Source organism: Spirosoma fluviale (assembly GCF_900230225.1).
Classification (GTDB): domain Bacteria; phylum Bacteroidota; class Bacteroidia; order Cytophagales; family Spirosomataceae; genus Spirosoma; species Spirosoma fluviale.
Window position 1 is genome coordinate 952,838 of the sequence record NZ_OCNH01000002.1, and the last position, 20,895, is coordinate 973,732.

Sequence of the window (20,895 nt, forward strand, 5' to 3'; positions counted from 1 at the left end):
GTCAGATAGCTAAAGTATTAAACCGTTTGGGCTGAATCAGAACGAAATCCAGGATTACTGTCCAGATGAACAGGTAGACAAACGTTATGATGATCTGATAGGGGGGCGAGTAACTGGAAATTGCTTTAATGGTAAAGTTTCCCCAGAAAAAGTTAGGGATGTTGACTAGGTTGATCGCCAGGATATACCGGTAGAAAACACCCCTAAAATCGCTCATCGACTGTTTACGTCCAGCCACGTACAAATAGCCGTTATGCATAAAAAGAGCAGCGATAGGTACGGTAGACAGGCAAACGACAATGATATGAAACCAGCCCATCCAGTCACCGATTAGCCCTGTTGTCGTAGCCCAATAAGCTAATCCGATTAGTAGTATGGTTAAACTCAGTCGGGGTGGGCGAACATAACTTCCTATCAATTGCCTTAACTCTCTGGCTATACGCGACGACTGATGCTTGGCCTTCTCTTCTTCCATCGCCAATAATCCTTTGCGCCCGCCGAAATTTCGCTGGATTTCCCGCATGGCTACGTCGAAGGGCATGCCCTGCGCCAGCCGCTCACTGATCCCATTGATATAGTGGTCGGTGAGTTCGATAATAAGCTCTTCGTTGAGTAACCAGTTTTCCTTACGCAGATGCTGGTCGATGGCAGTGAGTTGGGCGGGGGTGAGCATGGCAGGTTAAGCGAGTTTCAGGCTGAAATTTTCTTTGAAAAGCTGGATAAAACTGACTGCATAGAGCAAGACAACCATACATAACACAAGGCCAATTGTTGAGTGTACTTGAAATAGCCAAATTTTGCTCTTCTCTTCGAATAACGAATCAAGGCCGTTTATGCCAAACACATAAAACAAATTAAAAATGAAGCTTCCTGATTCCCGTAGATAAGTCCAGACGATTTTTCGTTTATCCGTTTGTTGGTCTAGGTGCTTCCGATGCCCATAGAATAACACCGCTAATGGAGACAGACCACAAACGAAGAAAACAGTAAACATGCCGTTCGCGCTAATAAATGGGGCCGTAAAGTACATCAATGTACCAAGCAGTGCGGTTGTCACGAAGGCAGGCCAGCGGAAATAACTTTTCAAAATTTCGAAGTGCCGCACTCGTACCTGTTTCATGATACTTTTTTCGTAATCCGTCTGAATTTGCTGTAGTCCTTCGCCACTGCCCAACTCGGCCCAGGCCCACTTGCTGGCATCGTCGAACGACATGTTGAGCGCCATCTTTCGCTCGGTCAGGCTGGCGTAATGATCTAGCAGCTCGGTCATGACTTCGTCGTATTCAATGTTCGCCAGGCCGGATAAATCCAGGCGGAGAAGGTCAAGTTGGGTGGGAGTAAGCATAGCGGCTTAAACGAATTTGTGTTTATACTGGTGCTGAAATAGTTGGATGAAACTCGCGGTGTAAAGTAACACCAACAGGCAAATGAGCACAGAAACGGTGGGGTAGGTCTGCAAAAATGTTCGTGTTGACTCAGGAGCGTTTTCCAGAAAGCCATTGGGTAAGCTCATTCCTAGCTGAATAAAGGTAACGGCTAGTCCGCCTTTATGGAACATATACTCCCAGACGAGCTTGCCCGTGTCAGTTTGCTGGTGAAAGCCATAATAAAACCCGCGAAGTATAAACAGGTACGGTATCAGGCTGATAAAAAACGTGTACAGGATTAACTCTTTCACCGGGATCAGCGGTACGACTACGTAGGCTAATAACCCAACAAGTACTGTTGTAAGCAGGGTGGGCCACCGGAAATAACTCTTTAAAATAGTAATATGCTGCGTTTTAATCTGCTGCTTAATGGCCTTGACAAACGATGCCTGAATGTTCTGAACGCCTTTTTCTGCTCCCAGGTCAGCCCAGGCCTGTTTGCTGGCTTCCTCAAACGCCAGCCCATTTGCCATTTTTTGCTCGGTCAAACTGGCGTAATGGTCGAGCAATTCATCGACAACATCATCGTATTTTATGTCGCCCAGTCCAATTAAATCGAAGCGCAGGTATTTCAGTTGAAAAGGTGTCAGGGCCATTGTTAAAGACTCGGTTTAAGTTTCAGAACCAGGTTCAGGTTTTCCAGAAAAGCGGCCAGTTCAGCAATGCGCCCAGCGGCTTCGGTATGACCGGTTTTGGTGAGCGAGTAGTATTTGCGGGCGCGGCCGTCAACAATCTGGGTTTCGGTGGTGAGCAGACCATCGGCTTCGAGTTTGTGCAGAGCCGGGTAAAGGGCTCCCTCGGTAATGGTCATTTCACCCGCCGTCAGGTCTTTTACCTTCTGCGTAATTTCGTAGCCGTACATCTTCTCGCGGTCTTCCAGCAACCGCAAAATCATGACCGACAGGCTACCTTTTAGTAAAGAGGAATTCGAGGATGTGTTCATGATTCAAACGTACAAAAGAATTTTATATACCTCCAAGTCTTAGGTATTAAATCTGAACTGGGATTTATGTGATTTTTTTGACAGACCATGATTTTAACAGGTTTTTTTCGCTGAAAAAATCAGGGGAATCAAAAAAATCATATAAATCCAGGTTCGGATTAACTTTGCACCATCAATGAAAACATACCTTCGATTACTCTCGTTTGCCAAACCGCTGGGCCGATTTCTGACACCGTTCGTGTTTACATCGTTGCTGTCCAGTGTTTTTGGCGTGTTAAATTTTACACTGCTCATTCCGCTGCTCAGTATCCTGTTCGATAAAGTGGACGCACAGGAAATGAAAGCGTTTTTGAATCAGCCCGCGCCAACTCTCACCACCAGTCCAACTGGGTTCTTTAGATACTATTTCGCTCAGGTATTTCAGGATTACGGCAAAGTGGGGGCGTTACAATTCGTCTGTTTCGTAATCATCCTGTCTGTACTGCTCAATAATCTGTTCAAGTACCTGTCTGTGCGGCAACTGGAGTCGTTCAAGGCCAGGATGGTCGCGAAACTTCGGGAAGCAGTTTTTGCCAAAACTCTGCAACTTCACCTCGGTTTCTTCTCGAACGAGCGAAAAGGGAACCTCATTTCCCGCACTACGACCGATGTACAGGAAGTGGAGAACTCCATTGCCAATACGCTTTCGGCGGCTTTCAAAGAAGTGTTTCTGCTGATTGGTTATGTTATTGCCCTGCTCACTATTTCGGTCAAGCTGACGCTGTTTGCCATTGTTGTCATCCCGATTTCAGGGGTTTTTATTGCTACGCTGGTTCGCCGGATGAAGCGCGATGCGCAGGAGGGACAACAGCGATTGAGCGGGCTGGTGAGCTTGCTGGACGAGACCTTTGGCGGGATGCGCGTGGTGAAAGGGTTCGTGGCGGAAGGGTTCATTCTGGACAAGTTCCGGCGCGAAAATCAAGGTTATCGCGACGCTATTCGCTCGCTGGCCAACCGACGTGAACTGGCATCGCCGTTTTCAGAAGTGGTCGGCGTGGCTGCCGTAGCCAGTATTTTGTTTTACGGCGGGTCGCTGATCCTGAGCGGACAGTCGGACCTGACGGCATCTGAATTTATAACCTACATCGCTATTTTCTCGCAGGTGACGCGCCCGGCCAAAGATATTTCCAATGCCTTCAGCGGCTCGCAGCGGGGGCTGGCTTCGGGGGAGCGGGTGCTGGAACTGATCGATACGGTTCCTACGATTCAGGACAAACCTGATGCGATGGTGCTGGACGGTTTTCGGGATAAAATCTCGGTGCAGCATGTCTCCTTCGCCTACAACGTCGAAACCCCCGTTTTGCGAGATATAACGTTCGATCTGCAAAAAGGTAAAACCATTGCGTTGGTGGGTTCGTCGGGAGGTGGCAAATCGACCATCGCCGATCTGATTCCCCGCTTTTACGACCCCACCGCCGGTCAGATTTTGATTGACGGCGTCGATATGCGCGATTGTAGTATGGCTTCCCTGCGTGCACAGATGGGCATCGTGACGCAGGAGAGTATTCTGTTCAACGACACGATTTTTAACAACATCGCCTTTGGCAGTGCGGCCACCGAAGCGCAGGTCATGGAAGCCGCCCGCATTGCCAACGCCCACGACTTTATTATCGCCCAGACCGACGGCTACCAGACCATCATTGGCGACCGGGGCGGCAAGCTATCGGGTGGTCAGCGGCAGCGCATCAGCATTGCCCGCGCCATCCTGAAAAACCCGCCAATCCTCATTCTGGACGAAGCTACCTCTGCCCTCGATACCGAGTCGGAAAAACTAGTGCAGGAAGCCCTGACGCGCCTGATGGCCAATCGTACCACGCTCGTGATTGCCCACCGGCTTAGCACCATTCAGCACGCCGACGAGATTCTGGTCGTCAACCAGGGACGCATCGTTGAACGCGGTCGCCACGACGAACTGCTGACGCTGGACGAAGGTTTTTACCGGAAATTGAGCACCATGCAGAGTGTTTAACTGTAGTACCGACCGGGCGGTCCGACGCATCGGCGGTCGGTACTACATTATTTACTCACCACAATCCTCCAGTCCGGGCCGCTGAATACTTTATACTTCTCCGAAAAATTACCCTGGTTAACGGCTATGGAAAAGTTGAGCAGGCTATTCATATAGGCTACATCGTCGCCCAGGGGAGCTTCGCCAAAGGTATTCACCATACGAACAGTCTTGACGTACAGGCTCGTGTCGCCGTGGAAAATCTGCACCCGCACAGAGGCACCGGGTTTCACACCCAACTGGTCGATCAGGGTGCGGGGGATATTGCTCCAAACGTTGCCGTACTGAACATCGAGCACGGGGATGTTTCCTTTCACAACACCATTGCTATACTCAGCTCTCTGGTAGTCCAGCTTAACGATCTGGGCGGGCAGTTTCGGGCCTACCTGCTGAAAGGTGATGGTGCGTGCAGCCAGTCGGGCAGCGGTATACGCATACACATCGCGGCCATGGAAGGTGTACGATGCTCCTGAATTTCTCAGGCGATTAATGGCTTCATCAATTTGCCGGATTTCCGCAATGCCGAGGTGCTCAGCCAGCAGGGTTAGGGTGCCGTTGTCAGGTGTGACAATGTAGTGGCCGGATTTGGTAAGCATGACGACCGACTTCCGCTCGGTGCCTACGCCGGGGTCGCAAACCGAGACGAAAACGGTGCCTTTGGGGTAATAAGGCACGGTTTGGTATAGCCGATAGGCCGCTTCCCAGATGTTGTAGGCAGGAATTTCGTGAGTGAGATCTTCCAGCTTAAGCGTTGGCGACACACCCAGGGCAACGCCTTTCATGGCCGAAACGGCTCCATCTTTCAGACCAAAGTCGGATTGAAAAACAACAATGCCCTTCTGAGCTTTTGTCGGTGAGGCCAATACTAATACCAACATAACAGCCAGACTGTATAGACGTTGCATCATAAACATACGTAGGTGGGTGGTGTACAACGCTCAATGTACGCAGAATGTCGTCGTTACTCAATAGTGCGTTTGTACGTATAGTAAACGGCCAGACCCATACCTGCTTTACTGACGACATCGGCGACCGTATAGAGAATGTGAATACTGTTGAAGTCGATCGGGGTGAGGGTGAGAAAATAACCCAGTGGGTAAGCCAGGGCAAACGCGCCCAGTGAAATCGTTACAAGCCGGGCGACAGGCTGGGGATTGGCCTGCTTCAAAAAGGGCAATAGCGTTCGTGCTACGGCGGCATAGCCGAGGAGAGAAACAAACCCCCAGATCAGTTTGGGGCCAACTAAAATCTCGTTGTCGAAACCAAGCTGCTGATGACCGATGTAGCCGGTCAGAATCATGAAAAAGCTGGCTCCCGCCAGTGTGATGAGCAGCCGGGTTTGCTTTATGGAGGTGTCTGTTCGTAACAAAACTACCTGAATCAGCAGCAGTGGAACCGTGACGGCCCAATCCATAAACCGGTATTGACCAATGGCGTTGTACGATTCCCGGATGAGAACCTGTCGGTCGTCGGGGCTGGTAACCGTGGCCAGTTCGGCCAGCATAGTATGGTAGTGGCTCTGAATCTGGTAGTAAGAGAAGCCCGCAATGGCCGCAGTAACCGCCGTAAGGATCAGCGCAGGTTGAATAGGCTGGGTTGCTGTGGCCGGGCGTATGGCCAGAGACGCAATAAATGTACCCAGAAAAATATACGTAGCCACCACTAAGAAGAAGTACGTGACTAACGGGAAAATGCCAACGACACCCGCCGTTGGAACAAACGAATCGGCTATTTCCATGAATGTACTAACGTTAGTAGCGTCAAAACTAACGTTAGTACATTCATGGTGCAACGATTGGCGTTATTTAGGTGTGGGTGCCATCGTTTTCATCTGTTGCATTTGCTGCGTTGACTGATCGATCAACTGCTGAGCATAGGCCTTCAGGGTGTTGTTCTTCCCGTATTGCAGGTAAGTCCTGGCTAAATCGATGGCATCCTGGCGCTGGTCAATCAAAAGGGTTGAGAAATTACTATCCAGGTTACTGGTCAGCTTATCGCTGGACCCCGTCTGCTGTAGCTTTAGGTTAATTGCTTCTACATTCCGGTTTTGCTGTTGTGTAAACGCCTGATTTGGCCGCGTTGGCTTTATACCGGACAGGGTATTGTTCAGTTGCGAAAGCTCTGATTCACTGGCGGTCAGCAACGTTTGCGCCATTTTTTTCAATGACGAGTCTTTCCCATTCTGAATCTCCTGCTTTAATAAATCCTGTGCCCCCTGTGCATGAATCTTGGCCTGAAAAGCATAGTCAAAGTCGGGGTCGCCGGTTGCCTGTAACTTTTTTAGTTTTGTAACCATCTGCTGAAGCGGTTGCAACAGCATTGTTTTGGCTGGGTCGCTGGCCGTGGAGGCACTGGCGGTAGCAGCCCCTGTTGTGGCCTGGGCGCAGGCAACCAGCGAACCGCCGGACAGGAGGGCTGCCAGTGACCAAACGGCTAGATTGAATTGGAACGTTTTCATTAGGCGTACTTATTTTTTGCTGTTAAACTAAACCTATTCTGTACTAAAGACAAGAATCCATGAAGAAGGTTTAACGGGCGGGGTTTAGTTATCAACGATTTGTGGAATACCGGCTTCTCAAAACCGATGGTAATTAATTCGAATTGCACGTTAACACTCAACTATAGTCTGGCTGCTTTAACACATAAAAGCCCGACCTGCAAAAAGAAGGCCGGGCTTAGAAGCAAAGACTTTTAGTTACAACCGGATAATCTCGGCACCAATGGCGTTTAGTCGGGTATCGATGTGCTGATAGCCCCGGTCAATCTGCTCGATGTTATCAATGATACTCGTTCCCTGGGCCGACATTGCCGCAATTAGCAGGGCAACCCCCGCCCGGATATCCGGCGACGACATCCGGATGCCTTTCAGGGGAATCTGGCGATTCAGGCCAACAACCGTAGCGCGGTGCGGGTCGCACAGGATGATCTGAGCACCCATGTCGATGAGTTTATCCACGAAAAACAGTCGACTTTCGAACATTTTCTGGTGGATCAGCAACGTTCCCTGCGCCTGTACGGCAGTTACGAGAACAATGCTCAACAAGTCGGGGGTGAAGCCGGGCCAGGGGGCATCGGAAACGGTCATCATACCGCCATCCAGAAAGCTCTCGATCTGGTAACGTTCCTGAGCCGGAATGAAAATATCGTCGCCCCGGAATTCCATCTGAATCCCTAACCGCTTAAACTGGTCGGGGATAATGCCCAACTCCGGAATCCGGCAGTTTTTGATCGTAATCTCCGACTGTGTCATGGCGGCCAGCCCGATAAACGAACCGATCTCGATCATATCGGGCAGCATGGTGTGCTCCGTGCCGTGCAGTTCCGATACCCCCTCAATGGTGAGCAGGTTGGAACCAACACCCGTAATTTTAGCCCCCATGGAGTTGAGCATCTTGCTCAACTGCTGTAGGTAAGGTTCGCAGGCGGCATTGTAGATCTGGGTAGTACCCTCGGCCATAACAGCGGCCATAAGTACGTTGGCGGTGCCCGTTACCGAGGCTTCGTCGAGCAGCATATAGGTGCCGCGCAGGTTACTGGCATCTACCTGATAATAGCCGCCATCGTTAGCATCGTAGTTGAACTGGGCACCCAATTTCTCGAATCCTAAAAAGTGCGTATCTAACCGACGACGACCAATTTTGTCGCCACCCGGCCGGGGAATACGCCCTTTTTTGAAGCGGGCCAGCATGGGGCCAAGTAACATGACCGATCCCCGCAAGGCAGCCGCTTTACGCTTGTAGGTGTCGGTTTCGAGGTAATCGAGGTTGACGTCACTGGCCTGAAACCGGTACGAACTTTCGCCGGTTTTAGTCACCCAAACGCCCAGATCGCCCAGCAGGTCGATGAGTTGATTCACATCCCGAATGCCCGGAATGTTGTGAATCGTGATGGGCTCCTTGGTCAGCAATACGGCGCACAGAATTTGTAGAGCTTCGTTCTTTGCTCCCTGCGGATTCAGTTCGCCTTTAAGTTTGCGTCCGCCTGTAATTTGAAAAGATGCCATTTAGGAAATGATGAATGATGAATTATAAATGATGCCTGAGCGACATAAACCGACTGATCGGTTCCCGTCGCTGCGTATCGCTTATAACTAAGATTTACCGTCTGCGCCGGTCATTGTTTCTGTTTTGGTCGTTGCGATTACGGCTGCCAAAGTTCCGTGGATTCTGTCCGCCATCGACGTTGCGGTCATTGCGGTTGTTAGGCCGTCCCTGCGGGTTATCGTTCCGGTTGCGGTTATTGACATTACGCGGGTTTTGCCCATTCTCGTTATTCCCGTTGCGGTCATTGCGGTTGTTGGGTCGTCCCTGCGGACCGTTGTTGCGGTCGTTTCGGAAGTTATTTCCGCCACTACCGCCAATGCGTTGCGGCTGGTCGCCGGTACGTTCGCGGGGGGTCGATTCAACCAATCCCTGCTCCCGAATGAGTTTAATATCGTCGGAAAGTTTACCGTTCGAGAGCTCGATCAGGCTTTGGTAAATCGTTTCGTCTTCAACGGATTCTTTATTCCAGGCCTGGTAAAAGGTCCGCATCAGGCGCGTCAGGTAGGAAACAAACGCCCGCCGTTCTTCGGGTTCTTCCAGGGCAACCGCTTTGGCGATTAGCAAATCGACATTCCGGCCAAAATGTCTGAATTTCAGATTATGGGTGTTGTAAGGAACCCGCTGGGGTTTTTTGCCAAGTGCTTCTTCCGATGGGGGTGGGTAGGGGCTATCCACATCCAGCGTAAAATTAGACATGATATACAGGTCGTCCCACAATTTGTTGTAGTAGTCCTGACCATCCTTCATGTTGGGATGGATTTGTCGCATCAACTCAATCAGGATATGTGCATACCGAGTTCGGGTTGAGCGATCGTCAATGTTGACCATGTTGTCAACGAGCTTTTGGATACTACTGCCGTATTCTTTCAAGGGCTTGCCCGATAGGTGATAAAGTAACAAAAGTACGAAGGAATGGGCCAAGGGACAAGGGGTAATGAGCGTAGGGGCATAGGGTGTCGGGCAGAGAGCATAGGGGTGAGGGCCTAGGGCAAAGAGCAAGGGCTGCGGAGAATGGGACATCAGGAAATGCTATCTTTGTGCCCCAGTCTCCTTACCCCTCTGCCCAACGCCCTTTGCCCCATGCCTGCTGCCCATCGCCCTCTGCTTACCTACCGCGCCGAATTTGCCGATACTCTTCGCCTGAGCATACCAATCATTATTGCTCAGTTAGGCGTGGTTCTGATGGGTGTGACAGATAACCTGTTTGTGGGACGATTACTGGGAGCGGTGCCGTTGGGCGCTGCCGGTCTGGCTAATTCACTGTCTTTCCTGATGTCGAGTATTGGGGTAGGGGGTATGTCGGTTGTGGCGGCTTTGGTCTCTAAAGCCAGTAACCAGAACGATCCGGCGGGGGTAAATCGTTTGTTTCGGGCCGGGCTGCGAGTGGCTGGTCTGTTGAGTATTTTGCTGGGTGGTTTGTCCGTACTACTGGCTTTCAACTTTAATCTGTTCGGACAAACCCCGGAGGTGACACGGCTATCGCGCGACTTTATGCTGATTTTAAGTGCGTCACTTTTACCGCTGCTGATTTTTGTAGCCGCCCGTCAGCTATGCGACGGGCTTCGGTATCCTCGGGTGGCGATGGCCATAACCTTATCGGCATTGGGGATAAATGCTCTCTTCAACTACGTTTTTATAAAAGGTGTTGGCCCATTTCCGGAACTGGGACTGATGGGTTCGGCCCTGGCAACCTTACTATCCCGGATGTTCATGGCGGGCGCGATGCTGCTTTATATTTACCGAACGGCGCACTTTCGGGCCTATCTGAAAAAGGAATTTAAGTCACTGCCCTCGAAAGAAGAAGCCTGGGTCATTCTGCGATTGGGTATTCCGGGTGGCCTGACGTTCTTCTTCGAGGTGGCTACTTTTTCGCTGGCGGTTGTAATTGTTGGCTGGCTGGGGGAGGCTCAACTGGCCGCCCATCAGATTGCCATCAATATGGCATCGGTAACGTACATGATGGCAACCGGGATCTCGTCGGCGGCTGCTATTCGGGTTAGTGCGGCCGTGGGGCGGGGAAGCCGGGAGGATGTCTGGCGGGCCGGGGTGTCAGCTTTTCTGTTGTCGGTGAGTTTTATGAGCGTTACAGCCCTGATCTTCCTGACCGCCAACGACTGGCTCGTTACGCTTTACCTCCGCGACAATCCGGTCGTTATGAGTATTGCGGCTTCGCTGGTAATTATGGCGGGCTTCTTTCAGCTTTCTGATGGTATACAGGTTGTGGCATTGGGTGGTCTGCGGGGACTTTCGGATGTGAACATGCCTACGCTGATAACATTATTCTCCTATTGGGTGGTTGCCCTGCCGTTGAGTTACGTCTTGGCTTTTCCAATGGGTATGGATGCCGTTGGGGTCTGGATTGGTTTATTGGCGGGCCTTTCCATTGCCGCCGTTCTGCTGACCTGGCGCTTTTTCCGACGGGTCAAGCGTGCCGATCTGTTCGCCGGAGCCAATTTTTCAAATGCCCCGATCGTCTGATACCCTAGCGCATTCTATCCAGCATTTCATCGCGCGTTGGGCGCTCGGTGGCCAGATCATAGCCAATACCATCGCGGTCCAGATGGTCCATAAAGGCTGTATAGGCATCTTTTTCAACCGAAAAAACATACCAGTTTTCATAAGGCTCATTGAACAACTCAACTTCTGTAAGCGAAGCCCGTTTTTGCAGTGCCTGATACTGCGCCCGGTCGAGGGTGTTTTGTTTAACAAGGAAATACCACATACAGTGATCCAGGAATTGGTTATTGGTAAACGCAAAAAACGCGCAACGGTTCGCTGCGCGTTTTTTTATCAACTTATGGATTGATTCAAGCTTATTTATTTACCGCCAGATGAGCGGTTGTAATATAATCCGCCAGCACTAACCCTGCTTCATTCAAATACAGGTCTTTTTTCTTCTTAGAAGCCGCTGGCGTCGCGGTAGCAACAGTTTCAGGCTCATCCGCTGAGGATGCCGATAGCTGCGATACTTTATTGGCTGCTGCGCGCTTGCGTTCCGCTTCTTCACGCTCTTTCCGGCGCTTCGTTTCCTGTAACGAGACAACCGTATTTTCTTTCGCTTTCTTAAAGTCGGCTAGTTCCTGCGCCAGTTGCTTCAGTTCAGTATCTGACTTAAGGCGCTGATCAAACCGATCACGAAGTCGGCTTAGGATTTTGTCATCAAGGCCACGCGATTGCTCATAGCGGGTCGAGTTGATCTGATCCCAGGGGAGGGCGCTTGGCTGTGAGCTTTCACCATACTCTTCCGCCGAAAAAGCCGATGGCAGCTGGATATCGGGTGTCACACCTTTGTGTTGTGTGCTACTGCCATTGATACGGTAAAATTTCTGAATTGTCATTTTTACCTGACCAATTTTTTCCGGCTCTTTAGGTAACCACTCACTCAGGTCAACCATCGTTTGTACCGTGCCTTTGCCATAGGTCTGGCCACCCACAATAATGCCCCGCTTGTAGTCCTGAATAGCGGCTGCGAAAATTTCCGAAGCCGATGCACTAAACCGGTTTACCAGAACGGCCAGTGGACCATCGTAGTAAACTGTTCCACCGTCTTTGTCCGAGTATACTTCGGTTTCGCCCGACGACTCTTTCACCTGAACAACCGGTCCTTTAGGAATAAACAAACCTGTTAGGTCAATAGATTCGGTTAATGATCCACCGCCATTGTCGCGAAGGTCAATGACAATACCCGCCACTTTCTCAGCTTTGAGTGAATCGATCAACCGTTTTACATCACTTGTGGTGCTGCTGAATCCTTCTTCACGTTTGCGTGCGCCTTCGAAGTCACGGTAAAAAATAGGGATGTTGATAACGCCGATCTTAAACGGTTTGCCATTTTGAGTCACTTCGATGACCTCTTTCTTAGCTCGTTGTTCTTCCAGTTTTATTTTCTCCCGAACCAGCCGGATTTCTTTCGGTGGAGCACCTGCCAGCGAATTTGGCGAGATGACCTGTAGACGAACAATGGTTCCTTTGGGGCCTTTGATAAGCTTCACAACTTCATCGACCTGCCAGTTCATGGTATTTACCATCGCACCGTTATCACCCTGAGCAACACCGGCTATCTTATCATCCTTGTTGAGCAGCTTGCTCTTAAAGGCCGGGCCACCAGGTAGCACATCCATGATGCGGATATAGTCGCCGTCTTCGCGCAGAATGGCACCGATGCCTTCCAGCGACTGGCTCATGTCCTGATTGAACCGATCCGCCGAGCTAGGCGACAGATAGTTGGTGTGCGGGTCGAGTGCTTCGGCAAATGAGTTCATGTACATCTGGAACACGTCCGCGCTTTTGACCCGGTTAATGGCTTTGTCGAGGTTGGTGTACCGCTGGGTCATCAGGGCGACTACGGCGCTGTCTTTCCGGTTGCCAAGCTTCAGTTCAAGCGCCTGATTTTTCAGGATCTTTGTCCATAGCTCGTTCTGCTCTTCCACCGTTTTGGGCCAGGCTGCTTTTTCCCGGTTGGTGTTGAAGCTTTCGTCGGTGGTAAAGGTAAACGGCTTTTTGATCTGGGCTTTAACGAAATCACTACGTTCCTGATACCGCTTCCGGTAGAGGTTGAACAAGTCGTAAGCTGCCGTCAGGTCGCCATTAATGAGCGCATCATCAATCTGATACCGGTATTTCTCAAAGGAGGCTACATCCGATGCCAGAAAATACGTTTTATTACCATCCAGTTCTTTCAGGTAGTTATCCCAAACGACCGATGAGAGGGAATCGTTGAGCCTCACCTTGCGGTAATGATACGTTGTGAGCAACTTGGCTACCAGCGTTTCGACTTTTTCCTGCGAGATGGATGGCTTCAGCTCCTCAACGGGTCCAGCGTTTTTATCTCCATTCACAACGCCTTTAGAAACGGTTTGCCCGTGTGTTTTAGGGGCACCGTTTGAAGGCGAATCCGGCTGAAAACTCAGCATCAGCACGGGCACTAGGGTCACCAGATACTTTTTCATCTATATTACCCAGATTAATTGAGAATGAAAGAATGAGTCAATGAATGAATAATTAAGACTAACCTGGCCTATTCACTCATTCACTCATTCTTAATTCACTCATTGTTTAACTATATCAAGCAACTCTACGTCGAAGACTAATGTTGAGCCGGGTTTGATATCGGCACCCGCACCACGATCTCCGTAAGCTAAATCAGACGGGATGTAGAGTTTCCACTTCGAGCCAACTGGCATCAATTGAAGCGCTTCCGTCCAGCCTTTTATTACTTCCGTCACACCAAACTCGGCAGGTTGACCGCGTTCCACCGAACTGTCAAATACCTTGCCATCCAATAGGCGGCCGGTGTAATGTACCTTAACGCGATCAGTCGCAGCTGGTTTGGCACCAGTGCCTTCTTTTTCAACCGAATACTGCAAACCACTGGCGGTAGTAACTACTCCCGCCTTTGCTTTGTTCTCAGTTAAAAAGGCAGCGCCAATCTTTTTGTTTTCGGCTGATGCTTTCATGCCTTCTGCGTTACGAACAGCCATTTGCTTCTGTTGAAATTCGTTCAGACACTGGCCCATCTGTTCCAGCGTAAGCTGGGTTTTCTGACCTTTCATCGCATCACTCAAGCCCTGAGCCAGCATACTGGTATTCAGGTCTGTCATGCCTTGCTGTTTAAAGTTTTGGGCCATTGCCATCCCAATGCTGTAGCTGACAGAATCTTTATTGGAGGCTAGAGAAGTGGCTGCAGTTGCCGTTGCAGGCCTGGCGGCCGAAACGGGCTTTTTAACAGTTGGCTTTTTGACCTGGGCTGTCGCGGAACCGGCGACAAAAACGGCTGACGTAATACCTGCCAGCATCCATTGGTTAAACTTCATGCGAAAACGAAACGGGGTGTATGTAAACAAAACTTGATACTATTGAAACGTGAAAGAATAGGATAAAAGTTTAAGTACGGGTCTCTTTGATAAAAAATAGTAAGGCACTTATCTGTTAATAAATCTTAATTCTATGTAAGGCCAGACAGATAAATGTAGTTGAAAAGTTGGCGTATGTCAATTTTCGCGGGGTAAAGTACTGTTATTTTGGATGAACGGTTTCCAAGGCCCCGTTACTGGCCGAAAGTGGCCGAACGATTTAGCGGAAAAGTCTAACATTCAGCCGTTGTTTCTTTGTTTCATCGCAGTTTTATTAAATTTTAATCGTACCTTTGCGGCCGAAAAATCAACATTAAATTCTCATTATACACATATGGAATCCGTAAGACCCGACGAGATATCAGCCATCCTGCGCCAGCAACTGGCCGGTACGCAAACCGAGGCTGAACTCGAAGAAGTCGGTACGGTGCTGCAAATCGGCGACGGCGTAGCGCGTATCTACGGCCTCTCGAAAGTGCAGGCCGGCGAATTGCTGTCGTTCGACAATGGGCTTCAGGCCATGGCCCTGAACCTTGAAGAAGACAACGTTGGAGCTGTATTGCTCGGCGACTACTCAGAAATCAAAGAAGGGGACACCGTTAAACGGACCGACCAGATTGCCTATGTAAATGTAGGTGATGGTATCCTGGGCCGTGTGGTAAATACCCTCGGTTTGCCTATTGACGGTTTGGGCCCTATCCAGGGTGAACTGTACCAAATGCCGCTGGAGCGTAAAGCACCGGGCGTAATCTTCCGTCAGCCGGTAACGGAACCACTGCAAACGGGTATTAAGGCTATCGACGCCATGATCCCCATTGGCCGGGGCCAGCGGGAATTGATCATCGGTGACCGTCAGACGGGTAAGACCGCCGTGGCTATCGATACCATCATCAACCAGAAAGAATTCTACGACAAAGGTCAGCCTGTGTTCTGTATCTACGTTGCCTGCGGTCAGAAAGCTTCTACCGTAAAGCAGGTTGAGCAGACGCTGCGTAAAGCCGGTGCCATGGACTACACCGTAGTCGTAGCCGCCAACGCATCCGACCCATCGCCGATGCAGTTCTTTGCGCCGTTTACGGGTGCCGCCATTGGCGAGTTCTTCCGCGATACGGGTCGTCCGGCACTGGTCGTTTATGACGATCTGTCGAAACAGGCCGTTGCTTACCGCGAAGTGTCTCTGCTGCTGCGTCGCCCACCAGGACGCGAAGCGTATCCGGGAGACGTGTTCTACCTGCACAGCCGTTTGTTAGAGCGGGCCGCTAAAATCAACCAGAACGACGACATCGCTAAAACGATGAACGACCTGCCACCAAGTCTGAAGGACCGGGTGAAAGGTGGTGGTTCGCTAACGGCGCTTCCAATCATTGAAACCCAGGCGGGTGACGTATCTGCTTACATCCCGACGAACGTAATTTCGATTACGGATGGTCAGATCTTCCTGGAGTCGAACCTGTTCAACTCGGGTATCCGTCCGGCCATTAACGTAGGTATTTCGGTATCGCGGGTGGGTGGTAACGCCCAGATCAAGTCGATGAAGAAAGTAGCCGGTACGCTGAAACTCGATCAGGCCCAGTTCCGCGAACTGGAAGCCTTCGCCAAGTTCGGCTCTGACCTTGATGCGTCGACTAAGCTGACCATCGAACGGGGTCGCCGGAACCAGGAGATGCTGAAACAGCCTCAGTACTCGCCGGTACCGGTTGAGCAGCAGGTGGCCATTATTTACGCATCGACGAATGGTTTGCTGGACAAAGTGCCGGTTAACAGAGTTCGGGAGTTTGAAAGCGAGTTTGGTATGGTTCTGAGTGCCCAGCACCCGAACGTTCTGAACGACCTTCGCGCCGGTAAGCTGACCGACGAAGCAGTAGCAACCCTGAAGCGTGTAGCGGCTGATCTGTCTGCAAATTATTAGTTTTGAGGAGTTAGTAGCCAGGAGTGAGAATTGAGGAGCCATACGGTACCCACATTCTCTCTCCTCGCTCCCCGCTCCTAACTACTTAAAAAGAAAATGGCCTCACTAAAAGAAGTACGCGCCCGGATTTCGTCGATCAACTCGACCCAACAGATAACCAAAGCCATGAAGATGGTGGCGGCTGCCAAGTTGCGCCGGGCACAGGATAACATTACCCAACTGCGGCCTTACGCTCAGAAATTGAGCCAGATGCTCGGAACCGTTTCGGCTGGGGCAGAAACCGCGTCGGAGAACCCCTACAAGCAGACACGGGCCATTGGCCGCGTTCTGTTGATCGTGGTTACCTCAGACCGGGGTCTGTGCGGTGCGTTCAACACAAACGTGGTGAAAGCAGCACTAACGCTGATCGATGAAAAGTATTCGGCTCAGGCTCGTTCGGGCAACGTTGAGATTATGGCCATCGGTAAAAAGGGTGGTGAAGCATTTCAGCGTCGGGGCTTTAAAGTCAACACATCGCACGTCGATGCGTTCGGCTCCCTAAGCTTTGCTACCGTACGTACCGCGGCTGAAGAAGCGATGGAAGGCTTTGCCAACGGTCGCTACGATATTGTTGAGGTAATCTACAATGAGTTCAAAAATGCCGCTATGCAGATCGTTCGGACGGAGCAGATGCTGCCTATCGTTTCGGCGGAGAAGCCGGGTACGGGAGTTGCAGCCGCTTCGGTCAACTACATTTTCGAACCATCGGAGGTAGAGATCATTACCGAACTGATCCCAAAAACGATTAAGATTCAGTTGTATAAAGCCGTTCTGGATTCGAACGCATCGGAGCACGGTGCCCGGATGACAGCCATGGATAAAGCAACAGAAAACGCTGGTGAACTGCTGAAAGAACTGCGTCTGGTTTACAACCGGACACGTCAGGCGGCCATCACGACCGAGATTCTCGAAATCGTGGGTGGTGCCGAAGCACTGGCCAGCGCCTAAAATTACGCTGATATACACGAGTATAAGGAAAGCCATTACCCAACCGGGTAGTGGCTTTTTCTTGTTGTATTAAGCGACTGTTAAAAAACCTTAACGCTTGTTAACTGTATTGGCAATCAGTAAGTTGTCTTGCTGGTTTTCCTGTAAGTGCAAGTAGCGCGCCTGAACGAATACGGCTTCTTTTTAGTTATTTAGTTGTGATATACGAACGACTATTTTTTAGCGTTTATCTATCGGTTCGATACCAACTAACGATTCAACAAAATGAAACTTACCCACATAATCACCAGTTTGTTTGTCGCCGGTACGCTGGCGTCCTGCGCTCCGGCCATTACGGTCAAATACGATTACGATCCTAAAGTGAATGTTCGGCAGTTTGCCACCTATCGCATCGAAGCAGACCGCCAGCGGAATGCAGACCCCATTGTAGGCAGCAACCTCAACCAGCGCCGTATTGCTGATGCCCTCGACCAATCGCTCAAGGCACGCGGCTATAAGCCCGTAACGCAGGGTGAAGCAGATTTAGTTGTCCGGTTCTTTATGGACTCTAAAGACAAGCAGCAGATCCAGTCTAATAACATGTATTCGCCCTATTCGTGGTGGTACGGTGGTATGGGCAATAACGTATACTCCCGTCAGTATGAAGAAAATCGGGTAGTTGTCAACGTATCAGATGCCCGTACCAATGATATCATCTGGCAGGGTTGGGCTACTGGCCAGCTCAATACCCGGAACAAGGAGCGTGATCGTGATCAGGCTTTCCGCGAAACGGTAACCAGTATCATGAAAAACTTCCCTGAAAGTGCCGGACAGGATTATGGTGCCGCTCGGTAACCCATAAATAACAGCGCAGTAAGCCTGCCAACCCAACGGTTGGCAGGCTTTTTTTTGACTAAATTTTACGGTCAATAGCAGTGTATGTCTATAGGGTTTTCCCTAAATTTATAGCCTGTTGGGTTTTCACTATTCTCTATATCGTGTACTTAGTCCTACTTTTGCTAAACAAAATTCTATTTGCCTGTTTCGTACAAGTTAATAGCAGACGGGTTAAATTTTACGGGCTCGTTTTTGTAAGCTGGCAAGAAAAATATAGGTAATAAGAGGGGCTGATTTGGTGCGGAGTGACAGCTTATCTGCTTCTGTAGCTTATTTTTAATGTATACGAACAAACCTATTACATGATACGGGTGCTGATTGCGGATGACCACAATGTCTTTGTCGAGGGGATCGCATCGCTCATCTCGGGATCATCAGATATTAAGGTAACCGAGCGTTGTTACACGGTTCAGTCGGCCGTGGAGCGGTTGAGCGAAGAGGCTGTGGATGTGGTGCTGCTGGATATTTCATTCCCGCAGATTGAAGACGGGCTTAATCTGTGCGACCACATTACGCGCAATTATCCAAAAACAAAAGTCGTGGCCTTGACCATGCACGACGACGCCAGCCTCATTAAGCGGGTGGTGAAAAAAGGAGCGAAGGGCTATTTATTGAAGAATACAACCAAGACCGAATTATTGCAGGCCATTCAGACGGTTCATCACGAAAAGCAGTATTTCAACGAGACCATCACGCACATTCTGCTAAATGACGGGCCAAAAACCAGAAAATCGGCCGCAGGGGTAGGCGTAAAACCCAACCTGACACCCCGCGAAACAGAAGTGCTGACGTTGATGTCGCAGGGGTTGACAACCCAGCAAATGGCTACGCAGCTGTTTGTGAGTGCCAAAGCCGTTGAGTTTCATCGGAGTAGTCTACTCATGAAATTTGGGGTGCCCAACACGGCGTTGCTGATCAAGACGGCTATGGAAATGCAATACATTGATTAAGCCACAACGGTTGTACACGGTAAATAGATGTCGTTCAATTCCGGAATTTTCCTGCTTCGTAACAAATGGATACTGGTTGTGCTGCTCCTAGGAGTAAGTGGCTGGTATCGGCAGGGATGGGCTTTGTCGGCGTCTTCGTCAATCGATAGCCTGAAAAGGCAGATCAGTGTGTTGACAAAAGACCGGAAGTATGGCGATGTGGCAAGAACATACGAGAACCTGGGGTGGCAGTATCACCAGCAGTACGGCTACAACAAGTACACCATGGACGCCTTTTTCAACAGCCTGAAATATTACAGTCTGCTGGGTGATTCATTAGGGTATTACAACGAGCATATTGTGATTGGCGATTACTACACGCACGACGAGTTCATGCAGCCCTATGCCGAGAAGTACCTGAAAAAAGCGCGTCAGTATTTTAATCGGACGCATAACATTCCGAAGGTGATCGAATGCCAACTGGGGCTGGCCGACATCGACCAGAAGAAGGAACCGATACCCGCCGGATTACTCACGCAACTGCGGGAGACTGAACGGATGAGTGAACAGCATAAACAGGCCTACTCGCAGGCCTATGCGCTAAACTTGTTGGCCAGTACCTATTCCCGGCTCAAACAACCCGATTCGGCGCAGTATTTCGCCAGTCGGAGTTTGGTCATAGCGCAGCGGCTTAAGGTAAAGTGGCTGATTGCGCTCAACCATTTCTACCTGGGTATCGTCAACCAGTTCAGAAACAAGTCGAAAGACGCCATCGTCGAATACCAGAAGAGTTATCAACTGGCTGAAAATGAAAATAACGTGACCATGCTGCGGGAGTTGTCCAAACACATGGCCGATAGTTATTCCCGAATGGGCGACCAAAAACATGCGTACGCGGCTTCGTTGAAGGCACTGGATTTTACAACCCAGTTTTATACCTCTGAACAGACCAAAAGTATTCGGTTGCAGGAGTTGGATAGTCAAATTAAAACACTGGCTGTTGAGAAACAGCTGGTTGAAGAACAAAGCCGCAGCCAGCACGTGCTGAACTCAATGTTAGCGATTGGATTATTGATTAGTGTGCTGGGTGTGGGAGCGCTGGTGTTTCTGCGTCGGCAGCAAAAGTTGATTGCGCATCAGGAAACCGTAATCGCTCAGCAGCAGATTCGGCAACTGGAGCTTAAGTCGCTGCGAGCCATGATCGAAGGGCAGGAGGGCGAACGGAGCCGTATTGCCCGCGACCTGCATGACGGCCTCGGTATTCAGCTTTCGCGAATCAAACTGTTTGTCGAAGCGCACCAGGAACAGTTACCCTTGTCCGTAAAAGAACCGTTAAACCAGTTTTTAGATGAAGCCTGTACCGAAACCCGGCTAATCTCCAATAATTTACGTCCTTATGCCCTTTCTACATTCGGGCTCATTCCGGCGCTGGAAGATCTGGTGCAAAAGTTGAACCTGGTCAATCAGACGAAACTGGTGCTGGAGCATTACGGAGAGGTTCCGGCCTTGGACGATGAATCGTCGGTCATGCTCTACCGGGTGGTGCAGGAGTTACTGAACAATGCCCTCAAACATGCCAATGCGAATACCATTACGGTTCAGCTGATGGCTAGTGACGAAACAACCCTGATTAGTGTCGATGACGACGGGAAAGGGGGTGATTTTGAAAACATGCCAGCCAGAGGCAACGGTATTGCCAATATTAAATCACGAATTGCCTACCTCGGTGGGCAGGTCATGTGGCAGAGCGAAGACGGAAAAGGAACGTCCGTTATGATTTCGCTGCCCGTAAAGAAAGAATCACCTATAACCGCTTCAATCGCGTAACGCTTAGGGAAGGCCACCCTGTCTGGTACGTTGAAACAACAATTGCCTACTTGCT

19 protein-coding genes are annotated in these 20,895 nt (G+C 50.2%); 7 read left to right on the forward strand and 12 right to left on the reverse strand.

Annotated features, from left to right (window positions below; all coding sequences use genetic code 11):
- Nucleotide 1 precedes the first annotated feature (1 nt).
- Genes CRO74_RS14555 through CRO74_RS14570 form a run of 4 tightly spaced genes read right to left on the reverse strand, consistent with a single transcriptional unit; the run spans nucleotide 2 to nucleotide 2,370 of the window.
- Nucleotides 2–673 carry a hypothetical protein gene (locus tag CRO74_RS14555; protein ID WP_097126763.1) on the reverse strand — a complete coding sequence of 224 codons (672 nt, stop codon included), beginning with the start codon at nucleotides 671–673 and terminating at the stop codon, nucleotides 2–4.
- Nucleotides 674–679: 6 nt separating this feature from the next.
- On the reverse strand, nucleotides 680–1,345 hold the full coding sequence (locus CRO74_RS14560; RefSeq protein ID WP_097126764.1) for a hypothetical protein: 666 nt from the start codon (nucleotides 1,343–1,345) through the stop codon (nucleotides 680–682).
- A 6-nt stretch (nucleotides 1,346–1,351) separates the two neighbouring features.
- Nucleotides 1,352–2,023, reverse strand: a complete 672-nt coding sequence (locus CRO74_RS14565; protein WP_097126765.1) for a hypothetical protein — start codon at nucleotides 2,021–2,023, stop codon at nucleotides 1,352–1,354.
- 2 nt (nucleotides 2,024–2,025) lie between these two features.
- Nucleotides 2,026–2,370, reverse strand: coding sequence for a PadR family transcriptional regulator (locus CRO74_RS14570; RefSeq protein WP_097126766.1), 345 nt, complete (start codon nucleotides 2,368–2,370; stop codon nucleotides 2,026–2,028).
- Between the two features lie 175 nt (nucleotides 2,371–2,545).
- On the opposite strand from CRO74_RS14570, the gene CRO74_RS14575 reads away from it, so the two are divergent.
- Nucleotides 2,546–4,378, forward strand: coding sequence for an ABC transporter ATP-binding protein (locus CRO74_RS14575; protein WP_097126767.1), 1,833 nt, complete (start codon nucleotides 2,546–2,548; stop codon nucleotides 4,376–4,378).
- 47 nt (nucleotides 4,379–4,425) lie between these two features.
- Here the strand turns inward: CRO74_RS14575 and CRO74_RS14580 are convergent, their stop codons facing one another.
- From CRO74_RS14580 to CRO74_RS14600, 5 genes are all read right to left on the reverse strand, one after another.
- Entirely contained in the window at nucleotides 4,426–5,325 is a 900-nt protein-coding gene (locus tag CRO74_RS14580; protein ID WP_245877846.1) for an SAM hydrolase/SAM-dependent halogenase family protein, read from the reverse strand.
- A gap of 53 nt (nucleotides 5,326–5,378) precedes the next feature.
- Nucleotides 5,379–6,155: a bacteriorhodopsin gene (locus tag CRO74_RS14585; protein ID WP_097126768.1), complete on the reverse strand. Its 777-nt coding sequence runs from the start codon at nucleotides 6,153–6,155 to the stop codon at nucleotides 5,379–5,381.
- Nucleotides 6,156–6,218: 63 nt separating this feature from the next.
- A complete protein-coding gene (locus tag CRO74_RS14590; RefSeq protein ID WP_097126769.1) occupies nucleotides 6,219–6,875 on the reverse strand; it encodes a DUF305 domain-containing protein in 657 nt (218 codons plus the stop codon).
- Nucleotides 6,876–7,112: 237 nt separating this feature from the next.
- On the reverse strand, nucleotides 7,113–8,420 hold the full coding sequence (murA, locus tag CRO74_RS14595) for a UDP-N-acetylglucosamine 1-carboxyvinyltransferase (protein ID WP_097126770.1): 1,308 nt from the start codon (nucleotides 8,418–8,420) through the stop codon (nucleotides 7,113–7,115).
- A 94-nt stretch (nucleotides 8,421–8,514) separates the two neighbouring features.
- A complete protein-coding gene (locus CRO74_RS14600) occupies nucleotides 8,515–9,330 on the reverse strand; it encodes a DUF4290 domain-containing protein (RefSeq protein ID WP_097127111.1) in 816 nt (271 codons plus the stop codon).
- A 210-nt stretch (nucleotides 9,331–9,540) separates the two neighbouring features.
- Here CRO74_RS14600 and CRO74_RS14605 point away from each other — a divergent pair, with 210 nt between their 5' ends.
- A complete protein-coding gene (locus tag CRO74_RS14605; protein WP_097126771.1) occupies nucleotides 9,541–10,938 on the forward strand; it encodes an MATE family efflux transporter in 1,398 nt (465 codons plus the stop codon).
- Nucleotides 10,939–10,942: 4 nt separating this feature from the next.
- Here the strand turns inward: CRO74_RS14605 and CRO74_RS14610 are convergent, their stop codons facing one another.
- From CRO74_RS14610 to CRO74_RS14620, 3 genes are all read right to left on the reverse strand, one after another.
- Nucleotides 10,943–11,182: a hypothetical protein gene (locus tag CRO74_RS14610; protein WP_097126772.1), complete on the reverse strand. Its 240-nt coding sequence runs from the start codon at nucleotides 11,180–11,182 to the stop codon at nucleotides 10,943–10,945.
- A gap of 91 nt (nucleotides 11,183–11,273) precedes the next feature.
- Complete coding sequence (locus CRO74_RS14615; protein WP_097126773.1) at nucleotides 11,274–13,409, reverse strand: carboxy terminal-processing peptidase; 2,136 nt, start codon at nucleotides 13,407–13,409, stop codon at nucleotides 11,274–11,276.
- 99 nt (nucleotides 13,410–13,508) lie between these two features.
- Nucleotides 13,509–14,273 carry an FKBP-type peptidyl-prolyl cis-trans isomerase gene (locus CRO74_RS14620; protein WP_245877847.1) on the reverse strand — a complete coding sequence of 255 codons (765 nt, stop codon included), beginning with the start codon at nucleotides 14,271–14,273 and terminating at the stop codon, nucleotides 13,509–13,511.
- A gap of 373 nt (nucleotides 14,274–14,646) precedes the next feature.
- Here CRO74_RS14620 and atpA point away from each other — a divergent pair, with 373 nt between their 5' ends.
- The 5 genes from atpA to CRO74_RS14645 all read left to right on the forward strand — a co-directional run bounded on the left by atpA (nucleotide 14,647) and on the right by CRO74_RS14645 (nucleotide 20,840).
- Nucleotides 14,647–16,221 carry a F0F1 ATP synthase subunit alpha gene (gene atpA / locus CRO74_RS14625; RefSeq protein ID WP_097127112.1) on the forward strand — a complete coding sequence of 525 codons (1,575 nt, stop codon included), beginning with the start codon at nucleotides 14,647–14,649 and terminating at the stop codon, nucleotides 16,219–16,221.
- Between the two features lie 96 nt (nucleotides 16,222–16,317).
- A complete protein-coding gene (atpG, locus tag CRO74_RS14630) occupies nucleotides 16,318–17,208 on the forward strand; it encodes an ATP synthase F1 subunit gamma (protein WP_097126775.1) in 891 nt (296 codons plus the stop codon).
- A 264-nt stretch (nucleotides 17,209–17,472) separates the two neighbouring features.
- Nucleotides 17,473–18,042, forward strand: a complete 570-nt coding sequence (locus CRO74_RS14635) for a DUF4136 domain-containing protein (RefSeq protein ID WP_012930964.1) — start codon at nucleotides 17,473–17,475, stop codon at nucleotides 18,040–18,042.
- A gap of 344 nt (nucleotides 18,043–18,386) precedes the next feature.
- Nucleotides 18,387–19,034, forward strand: a complete 648-nt coding sequence (locus CRO74_RS14640) for a response regulator transcription factor (RefSeq protein ID WP_097126776.1) — start codon at nucleotides 18,387–18,389, stop codon at nucleotides 19,032–19,034.
- Nucleotides 19,035–19,061: 27 nt separating this feature from the next.
- Nucleotides 19,062–20,840, forward strand: coding sequence for an ATP-binding protein (locus tag CRO74_RS14645; RefSeq protein ID WP_097126777.1), 1,779 nt, complete (start codon nucleotides 19,062–19,064; stop codon nucleotides 20,838–20,840).
- The last annotated feature ends 55 nt before the right edge of the window (nucleotides 20,841–20,895 follow it).

Bases quoted from the DNA above. Each gene is read 5' to 3' on its own strand.
- CRO74_RS14555 (WP_097126763.1), bottom strand. From the start codon at position 673: ATGCTCACCCCCGCCCAACTCACTGCCATCGACCAGCATCTGCGTAAG.
- CRO74_RS14560 (WP_097126764.1), bottom strand. From the start codon at position 1,345: ATGCTTACTCCCACCCAACTTGACCTTCTCCGCCTGGATTTATCCGGC.
- CRO74_RS14565 (WP_097126765.1), bottom strand. From the start codon at position 2,023: ATGGCCCTGACACCTTTTCAACTGAAATACCTGCGCTTCGATTTAATT.
- CRO74_RS14570 (WP_097126766.1), bottom strand. From the start codon at position 2,370: ATGAACACATCCTCGAATTCCTCTTTACTAAAAGGTAGCCTGTCGGTC.
- CRO74_RS14575 (WP_097126767.1), top strand. From the start codon at position 2,546: ATGAAAACATACCTTCGATTACTCTCGTTTGCCAAACCGCTGGGCCGA.
- CRO74_RS14580 (WP_245877846.1), bottom strand. From the start codon at position 5,325: ATGATGCAACGTCTATACAGTCTGGCTGTTATGTTGGTATTAGTATTG.
- CRO74_RS14585 (WP_097126768.1), bottom strand. From the start codon at position 6,155: ATGGAAATAGCCGATTCGTTTGTTCCAACGGCGGGTGTCGTTGGCATT.
- CRO74_RS14590 (WP_097126769.1), bottom strand. From the start codon at position 6,875: ATGAAAACGTTCCAATTCAATCTAGCCGTTTGGTCACTGGCAGCCCTC.
- murA (WP_097126770.1), bottom strand. From the start codon at position 8,420: ATGGCATCTTTTCAAATTACAGGCGGACGCAAACTTAAAGGCGAACTG.
- CRO74_RS14605 (WP_097126771.1), top strand. From the start codon at position 9,541: ATGCCTGCTGCCCATCGCCCTCTGCTTACCTACCGCGCCGAATTTGCC.
- CRO74_RS14610 (WP_097126772.1), bottom strand. From the start codon at position 11,182: ATGTGGTATTTCCTTGTTAAACAAAACACCCTCGACCGGGCGCAGTAT.
- CRO74_RS14615 (WP_097126773.1), bottom strand. From the start codon at position 13,409: ATGAAAAAGTATCTGGTGACCCTAGTGCCCGTGCTGATGCTGAGTTTT.
- CRO74_RS14620 (WP_245877847.1), bottom strand. From the start codon at position 14,273: ATGAAGTTTAACCAATGGATGCTGGCAGGTATTACGTCAGCCGTTTTT.
- atpA (WP_097127112.1), top strand. From the start codon at position 14,647: ATGGAATCCGTAAGACCCGACGAGATATCAGCCATCCTGCGCCAGCAA.
- atpG (WP_097126775.1), top strand. From the start codon at position 16,318: ATGGCCTCACTAAAAGAAGTACGCGCCCGGATTTCGTCGATCAACTCG.
- CRO74_RS14635 (WP_012930964.1), top strand. From the start codon at position 17,473: ATGAAACTTACCCACATAATCACCAGTTTGTTTGTCGCCGGTACGCTG.
- CRO74_RS14640 (WP_097126776.1), top strand. From the start codon at position 18,387: ATGATACGGGTGCTGATTGCGGATGACCACAATGTCTTTGTCGAGGGG.
- CRO74_RS14645 (WP_097126777.1), top strand. From the start codon at position 19,062: ATGTCGTTCAATTCCGGAATTTTCCTGCTTCGTAACAAATGGATACTG.